Raw genomic sequence first — 16,570 nt, forward strand, 5'->3', positions numbered from 1 at the left:
GCAATTTAAGAAAAGTGCGTTTCGATTTGTTCCAAGGCATTGTCCTTCATAATCAGCTTTCCGTATTCTTCAAGACGGTGAATTGTCATCCTTGATTCCTGACCGTATTCAAGCATAATGCTGAGCAAATTTTCAATTTGTTCATCGTCTTTATCCGAAAATTCAACGAATAAATAATATTTTTGTTCAAATACATATAAGCTATTCAAAAATCCGTCCAAACGATGGGATGCTAACGAAATAACGTCTTCAAAGTCCTGAAACTTTATGACAAATTGCAATTGCGCCGTTTCATCTTTCTCATCTGAGGAAGATCGTTCAGACATATTAAAATGTTTGTCCAACAAAGATTCTATATTCTCATCAACCGGGATTTCTCTTAATTTTTCATCGACTACCGGAAGCTCCAGCTTTTGTCCGTCTTTTGACAGCTGTGCTTTTGTGACAATGACTTCAAGCCCTTTGTCATTGGCATGAACTTGAATCCATAACGGACCTTCAAGCGGAAAGTCTTCTTCATCATTAATTTCATCCATCATTTCCCAAAACAGCTCTTCGCTTCTTTCTCTGTTATACCAGATTTCTTCTCGGTCAAATCCTCGTTCTTCTATGTCAACATATGAAATATAAAATTTTACTGTGTTTTCATTAATGCGTTCGATTTCCATTTGAACAACCTTCCCTTCTTTTTAAATTTTTGGAAGGGACAATAAACCCCCGAATTCGTTGCACTTTTCTTTCCTAATTTAAAAAATTTCCAAATTTTCATCGCGAGCACCTAGTTGTTCAATTCTAATTCTATTGTATGATAAATCACTTCATAAAGAAATAAAAAAAGCCTTGATTTTGAAAAAAACCGTTATTTACCTATTAAGCATAAAATATTTCGTTTTTCATATATATTGTACGAGCCATAATTTGAAAAGAGGTTGACTGATGGATGAACAATTTTTCACATCTTTATTCCTTATCATTGGCATTGACCTCATATTAGGAGGAGATAATGCCATTGTCATTGCGCTGGCATGCCGCAATTTGCCGGAAAATCAGCGGAGGAAAGGAATTTTATTTGGAACAATGCTCGCGATACTCAGCCGAATTTTGTTGACATTACTGGCTGTCCATTTATTGAACATTCCTTTTTTACAGTTTTTTGGCGGATTATTTTTAATGTATATTGCCTTTTTATTATTGACAGGAAATGAAGGTGAGCATACTTCCGTGAAAAGCCACCGCTCATTGTGGAAAGCCATCCAAACGATTGTTTTGGCTGACATTTTTATGGGATTTGACAATGTCATTGCGGTTGCTGGAGCAGCTGGAGGAAATATCTTTCTTGTCATAACAGGTCTTCTTATATCCATTCCGATCATTATTTGGGGAAGCAGATTTATCATGTCTGCCATGTCCCGATTTCCTTTGCTCATTTACGGGGGCGGAGGAATATTAGCTTATACAGCAGGTAAAATGATGGCAACGGATGAAAAAATGACCCCTCTGTTGAAAACTGAAGCTGTTGCACAAACTCTCCCTTATTTCACAGCTTGTCTCATCCTTTTCTTTGCCCTTCTGTACAATATAACAAAAAAATAACAGCCTTCCGCAATCTATTTTGCTTTGCGTACGGAAGGCATCATTCCCTTTTAATTTGCCATTCTCTGAGCTTCTCTCAGCTGGTAGGTGCGAATTTTTCTTGGCAGAAAGCGTCGTATTTCATCCTCGTTATAACCGACTTGAAGACGTTTTTCATCAATCAAAATCGGGCGGCGCAAAATTCCAGGGTTTTTCCGGATAATATCATACAGCTCCTGCAAAGGAAGCGATTCAACATCAACCTTCAATTTTTGAAAAACCTTTGAACGAGTGGAAATAATTTCATCTGTTCCGTCTTCTGTCATACGAAGAATTTCTTTAATTTCTTCGATCGTTAAAGGCTCGGAAAAAATGTTCCGCTCTCTATATTCAATCTGATGCTTTTCCAACCAAGATTTTGCTTTTCTACAAGATGTGCAGCTCGGAGATGTATACAATATTACCATGCCAATCACTCTCCTTTTCGAGAAAAATATAAGTGTATATATAAAAACTATGCCAATCTCACATTAAAATAAATTTAAAAAAGTAATTTATATTGATTATTATACTATAAAAAAGCAACTTCGCCTATATGTTTTTATTTCTCAAATTATAACAAAAATGTTACAACCGGTGAATGATGATCATTTTCAAGGCCATTTTCTCAATTAACACCTCTTTTCTTTCTCTACTCTTCTTTTCCCCTTTTTTGGTTCGATCAAACATGAAAAAGAAATTTTTTCAGAAAGACGCTGAGAAGTTGCAAAGAATACACAATTTTTTTATAATCATCTGTAAATGAATACATAGGCGATGAGAAAGAGAAGTACATGCCGAAAACAGTTTTCAGAGAGTTTGTGGCTGGTGGAAACAAACACTGTCCGGTATGGAAATGGACTTTTGAGCTCTCAGCTGAAATCAGTAAGCTGCGGCGTTTTTGTCTTGCGTTAAAAGACGAAAAGTGATTTCACATGAATGTTTGTGAAATAATTAGGGTGGCACCGCGGTCCATTCGTCCCTATACGGACGGATGGGCTTTTTTATATATAAAAATCAGGAGGAGTTTGCACATGAAAACGATCTTTTCGGGAATTCAGCCTAGCGGCACGTTAACACTCGGAAACTATATCGGAGCAATGAGACAATTTGTAGAGCTCCAGCATGAATATAAATGCTATTTTTGCATTGTCGATCAGCATGCCATAACTGTTCCGCAAGACAGACTTCAATTAAGAAAAAACATTAAGAGCCTTGCTGCATTATATTTAGCAGTCGGCATCGATCCGGAAAAATCCACCCTTTTCATTCAATCGGAGGTGCCCGCTCACGCGCAAGCAGGATGGATGCTTCAATGCGTTTCTTATATTGGCGAGCTTGAAAGAATGACACAATTTAAAGATAAATCTAAAGGGAAAGAAGCTGTTTCAGCAGGACTGTTAACTTATCCGCCTTTAATGGCCGCCGATATTCTTTTGTACAACACGGACCTTGTTCCAGTCGGCGAGGATCAAAAACAACATTTGGAATTGACAAGGGATTTAGCCGAAAGATTCAACAAAAAATATGCAGACATTTTTAAAATTCCAGAAGTCCGCATTCCAAAAGTCGGTGCTCGGATTATGTCGCTTCAAGATCCGACGAAAAAAATGAGCAAATCCGATGCGAATGAAAAATCGTTTATTTCCCTTCTCGATGATCCAAAAAAAATTGAAAAGAAAATTAAAAGCGCTGTGACTGATTCAGACGGAGTGGTTCGTTATGATAAAGAGAACAAACCTGGCATCTCCAACCTTTTATCTATTTATTCAATTTTAGCTGGCGTGTCAATTGCCGAGCTGGAAACAAAATACGAAGGAAAAGGCTATGGTGAATTTAAAGCGGATTTGGCAGAAGTCGTCATTAACACTTTAAAGCCGATTCAGGAAAAATATTATGAGCTCATTGATTCTGATGAACTTGATGACATTTTAGACAGAGGCCGGGAGGAAGCAAACAAAGTAGCATCCAAAATGTTGAAAAAAATGGAGAATGCAATGGGATTGGGAAGAAAAAAACGAAAATAAAAGCGCTAGCGAACGAATGACGATTGATGATGGAGCTGATTAAACAAAACAAATATACTAGCTTAAAAAAATATGTTCGATAAAAAGAGGGCGGCTGATATAGTGCCCTCTTCCTTAATTTACTTTCGGTTCTTGCTCCATTTCCCAAAGCTTTTCAAAGAAAGGCTGCCCTTTTATTAATCGTTCGCATAATTGTTCATGCTTTTGGGACCATCCGACAATCGCTTCCTCATAAAGCATAGTCCAAATTTCCTCAAAACCGAGTGATTGAATTTGACCATACATGTACGGATTCCATTCCGTATACCAATATTTCATTTCCGCCGTATTTTTTGTCGATTGCAATTGATCAAGAGCCATAAACAAAAGCTGTTTCAGCTGTCTTTCTTTGCGGGTTAATCCGTGCATATATTCAGGTGCAAGGGATAAAAGATGATAATCTTTTTTGTCTTTGTCATTTGTTTGTGAGAACTCGTATGATTCCGGCTCTAAATCCTTCACCATGTCATATACAAGCTGCTCTTGTCTTGGGATAAGCCGGCTTTTGCGAATTGGCGTCGTATATCCGATCGTATCTACTGCTAAAATGCCGTTGCCATCCGAAACAACAAAGCAATAATCTAGCTGAATTCTCTCATGGTTTTTCCGGGCGTATGCCTTCTGGTAAACATCCTTTAAAAGTTTTTCAGGCAGTTCTTTTAAGTCATTTTCAATATAATCATAAAGTTCTTTACTCACTTTAATCAGCGGTACTTGGTCTAACAGTTCAACCTTATCATCCTTTCTCCATTCATGAAAATGACAAACATTATAACCATTTTCTTCTCCTTCAAACCAGTTTACCCAAACATCGTACAAATTCAGCATAATTAGCCCCCTTACTACAAGACTGTTTGTCATCATTATGGTCAGTGGAGAAGGTTTTTATTCCAAATTTTTCATTGCCCAAAAAACTTTTCATCATTACGTATTCCACTTTTGATCAATGCGGATTTCAGGCCTGTCAGCTTTCAGAAAAGGACCATTCATGCACTTTATAAAAATAATTTTTCGGATGAAAAATATAGCCGTTTAACCGTTCAGGCAACGCCCGAAATTCCTTCGGATAGTATAAAACTGTATATGGCTGTTCATCCTCGATAATTTGAAATATCTCCTTGTAAATTTGTTTTCGTTCGCTTTCGTCCATTATTTTTCTAGATTTAGACAACAGCAGGTCGGCCTGTTCGTTTTCCCACCAAACAAAGTTCAATCCATATTCTCTCTGACTGGAATGGAAAATGTCAAAATGATTCGGAAATTTAGATAACGACCATTCTAAAATCAACGCATCGTAATCCCAATTCGGCGGTGAAATTTGCTTAATTAAATCTTCCCATTCCCAAAACTCCGTTTTCACGTCAATTCCGATCTCTTTCAATTGTTTTTGCACGAGCAACGCAACTTTTTCGCGAACAACATTTCCTTTGTTCGTTTTTAGCGTAAACGAGAAATCTTTTCCTTCTCGATCCAGTATGCCGTCCCTGTCCGTATCTTCCCATCCCGCTTCTTTCAGCAGCTTTTTTGCTTCTCTCCGGTTATACTTTAATGTTTGAATTTCGTCGGTAAAAATAGAAGCAATAGGCGTTTCTGGAATATGTGCTTCCTTTCCTTGTCTGTGCAAAATCTTGCGAACGATAGCTTTGCGGTTGATCGCCATCGTCAAGGCTTGCCTTACTTTTTTATCTTGAAAAAGTTCGTTTTTTTCATTCCAGCCGATAAACACATAAGAATGGGAAATGTTCGATTGAACGTCCAATCCTCTTAACCTTTTTATTTTTTTTACGTTGGTTAGTTCTATTTCAGGGGCGTAATGAACCTCGCCATTTTTCAGCTGTTCGTAAAGAGCTTCCTGATTATGAACAATTTTATACTTGATTGATTTGATTCGAGGCTTCCCTAAAAAATAATGTTCATTTGCGGCCAGCTCTACGAATCCATTCTTTTCCCATTTTACGAACCGAAAAGGCCCAGTGCCCACAGGCTGTGATGTATTAAACTTATGCTCCTTTAATTTTGCAACCTGTACATTTTTCAACAAATGCTTCGGCAATATGCCGTATGATAATGTGACTGGAAGAAAGGAGGCGTCTTTTTCTCTTAAACGGAATTTCACTGTATACTTATCAAGCTTTTCAATGCTTTCAATCATTTCAAAGTCTGAACTTCTTTCGCCATTATAATCAGGGCTTAAAGGAATGCTGTAAGTAAAAACAACATCATCCGCCGTTAATTCTTTTCCGTCATGAAATTTGACCCCGCGCCGAATGGTGACCGTATATTCAAGTCCATTCTCTGATTGCTGAATCTTTTCAGCCAGATGCGGTTTCGGCCGCAGCTGCTCATCAACTGTCACCAGTCCATCAAAAAGCATCCCTTCTAACTGCGAGCTTGATTCATCTAGAGAATACAAAGGATTAAAAAGCTGCGGCGATTCAGTTGAACCGATTATAAATGTTTCCGGAACAATCAGCGGATCGAGCTCTTCCTCCTTTATCTCCTTAACCGTTGGTTGCGGCTTTCTATTATAATCCAGACTTGAGCAGCCATGTAGAAGCAATAAAAACAAGAGAATCGATATATACAGCCATGGTCGTTTTAATCGTGCCAAATCCATTCCCCCATCATTGGAAGTTTCGTTCTATTTTTTATTCATATTCACAGTCTGTCCAAATTATTAATAAATATAGAAACAAAGGAGCCTATTCCTTTGTTTCATAGCTTTCCACGAATTGTTCGGCAGGCAAATAAAAGCTTTCTTTTGTTGAAAACGGTTTTTGTTTATAAAACGTTTGTACGATATCATATCCAATTGCGTATCCAAGCATGGTCGGATAAAAGCCTTTTCCGAACAAAAGCTGATCGAATAACGGATGGTCCCATTTTATGTCTTTATTCGGAACAATTAAATTTTTCCACCAGCTGTATAGTTGTCTCTTCGAATATTTTTTCACCCAATTTGTTACATGCTGCTCACCTATCGTTCTGTAAACCGTATGCTCCGCCAAACCTTCCAAAATAATCGCATCAAGAAGCGTATAGTCTTTTTCGTGCTTCGGATTTTTCCTAAGCCTGCAAATATGATGATATTCGTGAATCAATAGCGCAATGAGCTCATCATTTTTTACATCCGGCGATAAAAATAAAAACATTTTATCCTGAAAAGACAACCCCGAACGACCTTTAAAATCTCTCCCAAAAAAACTTTTTCGCTCTTCAACAGGAAAAATAAAAATAGGGACATCTGGACCGTTCCATCTTTTCTTTAACTTCAAAAAAATGTTATTTGCTTTTGTCCAAATATTCGAATCATCAGCCTTAACAAGCCAATGTTCATAGCCAGTTCGAAGCATGCCGTATTGTGACAGGTAGTGATGGATTTCCTCCGCTTGTAAATGGTGAAAATATTTCTCTAGCTTTTCACAAAGCTCGATTGGATTCCGGCTTTCCTTCAACCAGTTTTTTGTGTCAATAACTCCCAAATCTTCGCACCTCCTTTTCTACACTATTCATTAGAAAAGAAAGATGTTTGAATTTTTTTTAAAAAGAAAAACCGCTACTGCCTGTTTAGGCAATAACGGTTTCATATAATCCTTAATTTCCTATATGCTGACATCAGGCTTCTTCAAATTTCTTGAAAACGAGCGTGGCGTTATGTCCTCCGAAACCAAGGGAATTGCTGAGCGCCGCCCGAACTGTTTTTTGTTTAGCCTGATTAACAGCATAATCCAAGTCACAGTCAGGATCAGGTGTTTCATAATTAATTGTCGGAGGAATTATATTTTCTTTCACTGCTAAAATGGTGAAAATGGCTTCAACTCCTCCTGCTGCTCCAAGGAGATGACCTGTCATCGATTTTGTCGAGCTGACGGTTAATTGATAAGCATGGCTGCCAAAAACTTCTTTAATCGCCGATGTTTCAAATTTATCATTATATTCGGTGCTTGTTCCATGGGCATTAATATAATCGATATCTTCCGGTTTTAAGCCTGCATCTTGAATTGCCATTTTCATTGCACGTGCTCCGCCTTCTCCGCCAGGAGCCGGTTGTGTAATGTGATAGGCATCGCCTGTTGATCCATAGCCGACGATTTCTGCATAAATGCTTGCTCCTCTTTTTAAAGCATGTTCCAGCTCTTCAAGAACAAGTATTCCTGCACCTTCTCCCATGACAAAGCCATCGCGGTTTTTGTCAAAAGGACGGCTAGCAGTTTTCGGATCAGGATTTGTCGACAACGCTTTTGCTGCACTGAAACCTGCAAAAGCCATCTTGGTCAGCGGCGCTTCTGTTCCGCCCGTAATCATCACATCGGCATCGCCACGTTGAATTACTTTAAAGGCATCGCCGATTGAATTTGATCCTGTTGCACAGGCAGTGACTGTACATGAATTTGGACCTTTCGCGCCGATCGCTATGGACACCTGTCCGGCTGCCATATCAGGAATCATCATCGGAACAAAGAAAGGACTTACACGTCTCGGACCTTTTTCCAGAAAAGTTTCGAATTGCTGTTCATACGTCTCCATTCCGCCTATGCCTGAACCGATCCAAACGCCTACCCGTTCACGGTTTTCATTATTTATTTTTAAACCTGAATCTTCAAGCGCCATCAACGAGGCGGCTAATGCAAATTGTGTGAAGCGATCCATTTTCCTCGCTTCTTTCCGATCCATAAAATCTTCAGGTTTAAAATCGTTTATTTCAGCGGAAACTTTGACAGGAAATATGTCTTTATCGACTCTCGTCAATTCTCCAATGCCTGATACACCTTTCAAAGCATTTTCCCAGCTTGTTTTCGCATCCAATCCAATCGGTGTCACAGCACCGATGCCTGTTACAACTACTCTACGTTTTTCCATATCATTACACCTCGCCTTTTTCGGTTTGTATGACGGAAAAAAAGCATTTTTATTTTTGATTGAATGATTTTACTGTCCCCATCTTAATGCAATGGCTCCCCATGTTAAACCTCCGCCGAAGCCGACCATCACAATAAGATCACCATCTTTTATTTTACCAGCTTTTACTTCTTCGTATAAAGAAATTGGTATTGATGCTGCGGAAGTATTCCCGTACTTGTGAATCGTCTTGGACATTTTCTCCTCCGGCAATTCAAGCCGTTGTCTGGCGGCTTCCATAATGCGGATATTTGCTTGATGCGGAATGAGAAAGTCAACATCTTCTTTCGTTAATCCCGCTTTTTCCAGTACATTAATGCTTGATTCTCCCATCTGCCGCACAGCAAATTTAAATACTTCACGCCCGTTCATCACAATATGGCCTTTTTCATATAAATGCTTGCCGCCGCTTCCGTCCGCTCCTAGCTCAAATGAGAGAATCCCTCTGTCATCACTTACCTCGCCTAAAACAACCGCCCCGGCACCATCCCCAAATAAAACACCTGTTGAACGGTCATTCCAATCCGTAATTTTCGAAAGCTTTTCGGCTCCAACGACAAGAATTTTTTTATAAGCTCCTGTTTGTATAAACTGCTCTGCCGTTGCCATCGCATAAATAAAACCTGAACATGCGGCGCTTATGTCCAAAGCAGCAGCCCGTTTTGCACCAAGTCTTTCCTGCAGAACACAGGCAACTGACGGAAAGGATTGATCAGGTGTTGCGGTCGCAACTATAATCATATCGATTTCTTCCGGGGAAATTTTTGCATCTTCAATGGCCTCTAATGCCGCTCTTGCGCCCAAATCCGATGTTTTCATATCATCTGAAGCAATTCTCCGCTCTTCAATGCCGGTTCTTGTTCGAATCCATTCATCAGACGTATCCATGATTTTTTCTAAATCATAGTTAGTCACAACTTTTTCCGGTATATAACGGCCTATCCCGATGATCCCAGCTCTCATCAAGAACATCTCCTTCACAAAAAATTATTATCAAATGTTATGACTTGGTACTAATTTTATATTATTTTTCTACTTATAGCAATATGCTTCATAACAGTTAACTACAGGTTTTCTTGTTTTTGACTGATAGATTGAGCTAATCGTCTATTCCTTACTCAGTTTTGTTTCATAAAATAGGATGAAAAGGAAAAAAGAACGGAAGGTGAAACGGGAATGAGTGATGAAAACGTAAACGAGCGGCAGGAAGATGAAAAAGAGAAAGCAGAAGCACCAGAACCCGATTTTTTTACCCAATTTATGTTCGGCCGGCAGCTTCCGGTTCATTCTGAAAAAACTTCCGAAAAAAACGAGCAAAACGAGCAATCAGACTATCAAAAAATTTTTGAGCAAGTCGATGATATTGTGACAAAATTATCTGAGCTGAAGCCAATTATTAAAGAAATAAAGCCGTTCGTCAATCAAATTAAAAAACTATTTAAAAATTAAGGGGATGAATTCAACCATCCCCCAAAATTTTTATTTTATTTATCTCACCATAGCATTATTCGTTAGGCAATTTCCCTGTTTTCTTATATTCTTCCACATATTTTAAAACTTTATTTTTAAATTCTTTATCTACTAGAGGGCTGAACTTCCCTAAATCAATCACACCATCTTGAAAATCAAAATATAAATTCCCGCTTTCCAGTTCGCCTTTTATAAATTTTTTTGCGACTAATAAATACAACTCATCCACATGCTGTACTGTGCTTGTTAAAACCATTTGTTCGCCCAAATCACTTTGATCTGAAACAAAGCCAATTGAATATATTCCTTTTTCCTTCACTTTTTCGATCACTGGCACGTTGTATCTGTCGCCTGCCGGATAAACAACATCTACATTTTCTGCGACAAGCTTATCGAGCTTCTCAAGCGCCAAGTCAACATGATCAAACCCTTGGACATATTCAATGTGAATGGTTACGTTTGGATTTTCAAATTGCGCCCCTTGATAAAACCCCTCCACTTCAGGCTGCCACTCAAAAGCGGCAATAATTCCGATTTCGTTTGTTTTTGTCATATGTGCTGCCACCATTCCTGCGAAAAAGCCCATGGCATGCGCCTCAAAATTTAAACTTGTGGCATTCGGGCCTTTTGCATCACCATTAAAAAAAACGAAATGAATATCTGGATATTGATCCAGCAAATCTCTAAAAAAACCCTCATATTCGTGACCGTGCCCGATAATTAAATTAACTCCCTTTCCGTGAAATTCTTCGACCGCCTCCCTCACCGCCGCTTCGGAATTCATTCCTTCTTTATAAAAAACATCTACATTCAGCTCAGACTGAATTTTTAACAGCCCTTTATACCCTTTTGTCCCCCAAACTTGATCATTAATCGTTTCAGGAACGAGCAAACCCACCTTTTTCAGTTTTCCTTTTTCTGATGCTTGTCCGCAGCCAACGAGAAATAATAAAATAAAAATGATCACAAACATTTTTTTATACATACCAAGCAACTCCTTTAAACCAGTGAACTGCATCATCATTGAAATGGTGAGGTTTCTCAATAATCGAAATGATTACATATCGATCTCAGCTAAGTTCAAAACGATCTTTTGAATTTACGGTCAATTTGATTGTCACGAAATATAGCTTATGAGGCGTTTCTCTAGGAAGCTTCCTCTTTAACACGATGTATATTTAGTACTAAAATTTTCACGTTTCACTTCATTCCTCTTTTATTTTGCTATACGCCGTCAATGAAGTAAAGAAATTTTATATTTAGGTATAAAGTCTGCGTGTATTTTGCAGGAAAAAATCTTTTAATTCTTGCAAACTCTTTTCAATGTTTTCGACCGTCTTTGGAACAACTAAATGATGTTCGCTTTTCGATATAGGCTTGTAAATGTAATGAAAAATGTCAAAAAAGCTCATCACCTTCTTGATGCGCTCTTTGTCGTCGGAAATCAAGTAAATTGTTTTTTTCGCAAACAAATCTTCGTCAAATTCTGTTAACACCGGAACTATTTCATCAATATGAAGAATGTCACGAATGACAATTTTTTCATTCGCATTCGTCTTGGAACGGCTGATGCCTGTACATTCCAACAAACTGTTCGAAATCCAATGGCCTAGCGGCTGCCAAGGTCCGAAAACGGTTGGAAGATAAACAAATAAATAAGGGAAAGTCCATTTTTGTCCTATTTGCTGCATCCAGCTGTCAATTTCTTCATCCCTATATTCCAGCGGATTTTCTCCTTCAAGAGAAAATATAAAAATAATCGGAGTCTGCTTGAGGGATGCGATTTCGACCGTTTTTTCCAATCGGTGTTTTTCAGCTTCATCGTCTATCGGTTGATGATCTGTTTGACAATAATAAATCAAATCATATTGCTTTTTGGAAGCATCCTCTATCCAGCTGTCTTCTTCCAATAAATGAAAATGTGCGTTCCGCCCGAGCCACATCATTTCTTCTTCGCATATTTTTTTTTGCAACGGATTTTTAGGAACGATTACCACTCCATCGACTAGTAATCCTTCCTCTACCAGTTTTGAACATATATGAAAGCCTTCAAATTGATGAACCCCAACAATTAAAATATGTTTACACTGCTTTAAGGCAGTTGACATTTTGAAAACCTCCTTTATGAAAAAACTATTATTGTATCGTATGCGAAAAAAGAAGAGATTAGTCCAATGCCCTTTTCAAACAAAAAGGGGGCAGCCTGCTCACTTATTGAGCATTTTCGCCCAGGCCTCAATTCCATTTCTATAAGATTCTTTCATGCTCTTTGTAAAAACTTCTTATCATATCATGGATCCGATTTATATTTTCCTGGAAATAAAATGTGAATTGAATTGGAGCTTTCAGCTGCTTTCTCCATTCCTCATATTTTTTTCCATGAATTTTATAGGAATAGCTTCCCCCGTTCATTTTCTGCCAGATGCCTACAGGTATTTTTGATACAAAGTCTTGTATACGGACAAAGGGATAATGGGTGACAGCTTTTTCATCTAATTGGTAAGCTTTTGATAGTTCTTTTATCATTTGTTTGTAAAAAATTTATTCTTTTTCTCTTCCGCTATTTGGGCTTTTATGTCCAAACAAGGATTGATCATCACCGATGAACGGATGGAATTTGGCATCTCTTCCATCAACTGCAGCGCAACGAGTGCTCCTATACCTTCAGACAGTATATGGATTTTTTTATTTAAAATTTCTTGTTTCATGACAAGATGATAAAGCTGTTTTGCCAACAAAACGGCGTGAGAGCTGCCCCAATGGCGTCCGTAAAGATTGGAATGAAACAATGTATATCCGCAGCTTTTTAACGTATTGATCAGCTGACGCCGCCCGTAATGCTCCAACCAGTAGCTTGAACCATTTTCAACAAAATGGGTTCGATCGCCAATGATCAAGATGCCGAATCCGTTCGGCTTTTCCGGAAGATGAATGACATTCCACTCGTTTTCAATTTGAAAAAATCTTTCCGAAACACCTTCCATTTGCCCACCACCTTTCCATCGATGACCTTTTATAATGTATGTACGAAATGTCAAAAAGGCTCGCAAAAAAATCGCGAAACAACCGTTTTCATGAAAAATGTTGTATGATAATATAAGTAAAGACAGGAATAAACGAGGTGAAGATAATGAGATATTTCGCAACATTTTTTTGGACGTTTTTGCTTGTCAACATGGCCAGCTATGTTGTTTCTTCCATGACAGGCTCTGCATTCCATTTTTCAACAGCAATTATAATCTCTGTTGTTTTTACCGTACTTCTCTTTATAATTGGGGAGTTAATTCCGGCTGAACCTTCAGAAGAGCATTAAGAATTTGTCGAAATTGGCGAATTGCCAATTTCTTTTTATTTAAAACGAAAATCAGCGATTAGATGCCTGCTGCTATCGGCGAAGCCTCACTTGTTACGTCATAATATAGACAAATTCAAAAAAAAAAGGGGATAGTCTAAGTAAGTCATTTTTGGGCTTAAGACATCCCCTGTGATTTTTTGTTTTCAATGGAGATTTGTCTTTGGACAGACCCTTACCAGTTAACTATACGTCAGTATATTTAAGATTTCAGCCTAGCAAATTTACATGAAGCTATTACGTATACGTCAGCACAACTAAGATTGGCGGAAAAACTTATAAATCACTACACTTTTCCAATTATAGTTTTCTAGTCTTTTAGGGAAGGCTTGCTTAGCTGTGCAATCTCCCCATGAAACTAGCCTGATAGGAATCTCGCCCTGTTTTTAGTCTCCGAATCAGATTCCCCGCCGCCAGGACACAGTTTCCTATGTCTACATGGTCCGCACAAAAAAAAGAACCCTCCTCGATTGAGAAGGGTTTTAATATCCATTTATAGCTATTCTAATTTTGCTGCTCCGCTCTTCTCATGAGCATGCAAATCCGTTTTTATAACAATTTCTTCATTTTCTACCCCTAACAGAACTTGGTCACGATCATGAACGGTTCCAGCAATAACCGCTTTCGCAAGTTTTGTCTCTACATGCTTTTGAATAAACCGTTTCAGCGGCCGTGCACCAAATACAGGATCAAATCCTCTTTTTGCAATGAATTCCTTCGCTTCATCTGTAATCTTTAGTGTAAGTTGTTTATGGGATAGGCGCGCTTGAAGCTCTTTTAAAAGTTTTTCTACTATTCCCTTTACTTCGTTCATTGTTAAAGGCTTGAACAGGATCGTGTCATCAATCCGGTTTAAAAATTCTGGCCGGAAATGCATGGAGAGCTCATCAAGAACTTTCTTTTTCGCTTCGTCTGTTATTTCCCCCTGATCATTTAAACCGGAGAGCAAATGCTGAGAACCGATGTTGGATGTCATAATGATCACTGTATTTTTAAAATCAACTGTTCTTCCTTTCGAATCGGTCACCCTGCCGTCATCAAGCATTTGCAGCAATATGTTAAACACTTCTGGGTGAGCCTTTTCGATTTCGTCCAGTAATATAACCGAGTACGGATGTCTCCGAACTTTTTCCGTCAGCTGTCCTCCTTCTTCATATCCGACATAACCCGGAGGTGCGCCGATCAGCCTTGAGACAGAATGTTTTTCCATATACTCCGACATATCAATGCGGACTATTTCGTCCTCGCTGTCAAAAAGCGCTTCTGCCAATGCTTTCGCCAGCTCCGTTTTCCCGACCCCTGTCGGACCTAAAAAGAGGAAGGAGCCAATCGGCCTGTTCGGATCTTTTATGCCTGCCCGCGCACGCAAAACTGCATCCGATACTAATTCAACTGCATCGTCTTGCCCGATGACCCTTTCTTTTAATATTTGTTCAAGCTTCAGAAGCTTTTCTCTTTCCCCTTGTACAAGCTTTGCTACCGGAATGCCAGTCCATCTTGACACAATACCGGCAATTTCCTCTTCTGTTACTTCCTCGCGAAGCATCTTGTTTTCCTCTTTCTGCTTCATTTCTTCTTCCAGCTGTTTGATTTGTTTTTCCAGCGCCGGAATTTTTCCATGGCGCAGCTCAGCCGCTTTGTTTAAATCGTATTCATTTTCAGCATCAGCTAAATCTCTGCGTGCTTTTTCCAGCTCTTCCCTCAAGCTTCTAAGCTGTTGAATACCTTCGACTTCAAGCTGCCATTTCGCCTTCATTTCATTTGCTTTCTCTTTTAAATTTGCAAGTTCCTTTTGCAACTCTTCCAATCTGACTCGGCTGATGTCATCCGTTTCTTTTTTCAATGCAGCCTCTTCAATTTCAAGCTGCATAATCCTTCTCGTCACTTCATCAAGTTCTGTCGGCATTGAATCTATTTCCGTGCGGATCATCGCGCATGCTTCATCGATTAAATCAATCGCTTTATCAGGCAGGAAGCGTTCTGTTATATAGCGGTGCGAGAGCTCACTGGCAGCTACAATCGCCGAATCATGAATTTTGACTCCATGATGGATTTCAAACCGTTCTTTTAGTCCTCGTAAAATAGAAATCGTGTCTTCCACAGACGGTTCGCTCACAAGCACCTGTTGAAAACGCCGCTCAAGCGCCGGATCTTTTTCAATATACTTGCGATGTTCATCAAGTGTCGTTGCTCCTATGCAGTGCAGCTCACCTCTCGCAAGCATCGGCTTTAACATGTTGCCGGCATCCATCGCTCCTTCTGTTTTGCCGGCCCCGACTATTGTGTGCAATTCATCAATAAATAAAATAATCCGTCCATCGCTCTTTTTAATTTCTTGCAAAACAGCTTTTAATCTTTCTTCAAATTCTCCGCGAAACTTGGCTCCCGCAATGAGCGAGCTCATATCTAAAGCAAATATTGTTTTATCTTTTAATCCCTCCGGTACATCTTTTCGTACAATCCGATGGGCTAATCCTTCCACGATCGCTGTTTTTCCAACCCCTGGTTCACCGATTAACACCGGGTTGTTTTTCGTTTTTCTTGATAAAATTCGGATCACGCGCCGAATTTCTTGATCACGGCCAATGACAGGGTCAATTTTTCCTTCTTTCACCTCTTTAACTAAATCACGGCCGTATTTCTCCAATACTTCATAAGTGCTTTCTGGATTAGGTGATGTCACCCGAGCATTCCCCCTTATTTCCTTTAACACTTTCAATATGGCAGCTTTTGTTAAGTGATATTGCTGAAAAAGCTCTCTCACTTCTTTTGAGCTCGATTCGGAAAATGCCAATATAATATGTTCAACTGATAAATAATCATCTTGAAAATCTTTCCTTATTTCGTCCGCTTTTGCAAAAGCTTCTGAAAGAGTACGGGAAATATAAATACTTACCTCACCGTTTCCGTGAACAGATATTTTCGGCTTTTTTTGTAAATACTCGTTGATCGCTGACTCAATTTGTTGTACAGGACATTTAAGTTTTTCTAAAATTCTTGGAAAAATCCCGTCAGACTGCCGCAGAAAAGCAAGTAAAATATGAAATTCATCCACTTCTTGATGTTCATGTTCTTTTGCGATTTTTTGAGCTTCTACCAGACCTTTTTGCAGCTTCTCCGTGAATTGATTTACATCCATACCGAAACGCCCCTATTTTGACTTTTTTTGACC

General features: G+C 38.9%; 14 protein-coding genes, 1 pseudogene and 1 other annotated feature. Of the genes and pseudogenes, 4 read left to right on the plus strand and 11 right to left on the minus strand.

Annotated elements, in window-relative coordinates:
- Nucleotides 1-5: 5 nt before the first annotated feature.
- Complete coding sequence (gene mecA, locus NSQ61_RS10165) at nucleotides 6-668, minus strand: adaptor protein MecA (protein WP_063387000.1); 663 nt, start codon at nucleotides 666-668, stop codon at nucleotides 6-8.
- A gap of 268 nt (nucleotides 669-936) precedes the next feature.
- On the opposite strand from mecA, the gene NSQ61_RS10170 reads away from it, so the two are divergent.
- Nucleotides 937-1,593: a TerC family protein gene (locus NSQ61_RS10170; protein ID WP_063387001.1), complete on the plus strand. Its 657-nt coding sequence runs from the start codon at nucleotides 937-939 to the stop codon at nucleotides 1,591-1,593.
- 50 nt (nucleotides 1,594-1,643) lie between these two features.
- On the opposite strand, the gene spxA is transcribed toward NSQ61_RS10170, so the two are convergent.
- Nucleotides 1,644-2,039, minus strand: a complete 396-nt coding sequence (spxA, locus tag NSQ61_RS10175) for a transcriptional regulator SpxA (protein WP_063387002.1) — start codon at nucleotides 2,037-2,039, stop codon at nucleotides 1,644-1,646.
- A 340-nt stretch (nucleotides 2,040-2,379) separates the two neighbouring features.
- Nucleotides 2,380-2,598, plus strand: a binding site (T-box leader).
- 47 nt (nucleotides 2,599-2,645) lie between these two features.
- On the opposite strand from spxA, the gene trpS reads away from it, so the two are divergent.
- Nucleotides 2,646-3,638 carry a tryptophan--tRNA ligase gene (trpS, locus tag NSQ61_RS10180; RefSeq protein WP_066248353.1) on the plus strand — a complete coding sequence of 331 codons (993 nt, stop codon included), beginning with the start codon at nucleotides 2,646-2,648 and terminating at the stop codon, nucleotides 3,636-3,638.
- A gap of 114 nt (nucleotides 3,639-3,752) precedes the next feature.
- Here trpS and NSQ61_RS10185 read toward each other — a convergent pair whose 3' ends face one another.
- From NSQ61_RS10185 to NSQ61_RS10205, 5 genes are all read right to left on the minus strand, one after another.
- Nucleotides 3,753-4,505 carry a YjbA family protein gene (locus tag NSQ61_RS10185; protein ID WP_066248356.1) on the minus strand — a complete coding sequence of 251 codons (753 nt, stop codon included), beginning with the start codon at nucleotides 4,503-4,505 and terminating at the stop codon, nucleotides 3,753-3,755.
- Between the two features lie 136 nt (nucleotides 4,506-4,641).
- Nucleotides 4,642-6,288, minus strand: a complete 1,647-nt coding sequence (locus NSQ61_RS10190; RefSeq protein ID WP_327847688.1) for a peptide-binding protein — start codon at nucleotides 6,286-6,288, stop codon at nucleotides 4,642-4,644.
- Between the two features lie 91 nt (nucleotides 6,289-6,379).
- Nucleotides 6,380-7,159, minus strand: a complete 780-nt coding sequence (locus tag NSQ61_RS10195; RefSeq protein WP_339211158.1) for a DUF2268 domain-containing protein — start codon at nucleotides 7,157-7,159, stop codon at nucleotides 6,380-6,382.
- 133 nt (nucleotides 7,160-7,292) lie between these two features.
- Nucleotides 7,293-8,537: a beta-ketoacyl-ACP synthase II gene (fabF, locus tag NSQ61_RS10200; protein ID WP_339194724.1), complete on the minus strand. Its 1,245-nt coding sequence runs from the start codon at nucleotides 8,535-8,537 to the stop codon at nucleotides 7,293-7,295.
- A 69-nt stretch (nucleotides 8,538-8,606) separates the two neighbouring features.
- Nucleotides 8,607-9,539 carry a beta-ketoacyl-ACP synthase III gene (locus tag NSQ61_RS10205; RefSeq protein ID WP_063387008.1) on the minus strand — a complete coding sequence of 311 codons (933 nt, stop codon included), beginning with the start codon at nucleotides 9,537-9,539 and terminating at the stop codon, nucleotides 8,607-8,609.
- 213 nt (nucleotides 9,540-9,752) lie between these two features.
- Between NSQ61_RS10205 and NSQ61_RS10210 the strand changes: the two genes are divergently transcribed.
- Nucleotides 9,753-10,025: a hypothetical protein gene (locus NSQ61_RS10210; protein WP_063387009.1), complete on the plus strand. Its 273-nt coding sequence runs from the start codon at nucleotides 9,753-9,755 to the stop codon at nucleotides 10,023-10,025.
- A 55-nt stretch (nucleotides 10,026-10,080) separates the two neighbouring features.
- Here NSQ61_RS10210 and NSQ61_RS10215 read toward each other — a convergent pair whose 3' ends face one another.
- From NSQ61_RS10215 to NSQ61_RS10225, 3 genes and pseudogenes are all read right to left on the minus strand, one after another.
- Nucleotides 10,081-11,031 (minus strand): BMP family ABC transporter substrate-binding protein, encoded by a 951-nt coding sequence (locus tag NSQ61_RS10215; RefSeq protein WP_066248363.1) that lies wholly within the window; start codon nucleotides 11,029-11,031, stop codon nucleotides 10,081-10,083.
- Between the two features lie 274 nt (nucleotides 11,032-11,305).
- Nucleotides 11,306-12,154 carry an NAD(P)-dependent oxidoreductase gene (locus NSQ61_RS10220; RefSeq protein ID WP_063387011.1) on the minus strand — a complete coding sequence of 283 codons (849 nt, stop codon included), beginning with the start codon at nucleotides 12,152-12,154 and terminating at the stop codon, nucleotides 11,306-11,308.
- A gap of 139 nt (nucleotides 12,155-12,293) precedes the next feature.
- Nucleotides 12,294-13,030, minus strand: a pseudogene (locus NSQ61_RS10225) (hypothetical protein).
- A 146-nt stretch (nucleotides 13,031-13,176) separates the two neighbouring features.
- On the opposite strand from NSQ61_RS10225, the gene NSQ61_RS10230 reads away from it, so the two are divergent.
- Nucleotides 13,177-13,359, plus strand: coding sequence for a YjzD family protein (locus NSQ61_RS10230; RefSeq protein ID WP_063387013.1), 183 nt, complete (start codon nucleotides 13,177-13,179; stop codon nucleotides 13,357-13,359).
- A 538-nt stretch (nucleotides 13,360-13,897) separates the two neighbouring features.
- Here the strand turns inward: NSQ61_RS10230 and clpB are convergent.
- A complete protein-coding gene (clpB, locus tag NSQ61_RS10235; RefSeq protein WP_340806891.1) occupies nucleotides 13,898-16,537 on the minus strand; it encodes an ATP-dependent chaperone ClpB in 2,640 nt (879 codons plus the stop codon).
- Nucleotides 16,538-16,570: the final 33 nt, after the last annotated feature.

The sequence above is a fragment of the Aeribacillus sp. FSL K6-1121 genome (assembly GCF_038003725.1).
Lineage (GTDB): Bacteria > Bacillota > Bacilli > Bacillales > Aeribacillaceae > Aeribacillus > Aeribacillus composti.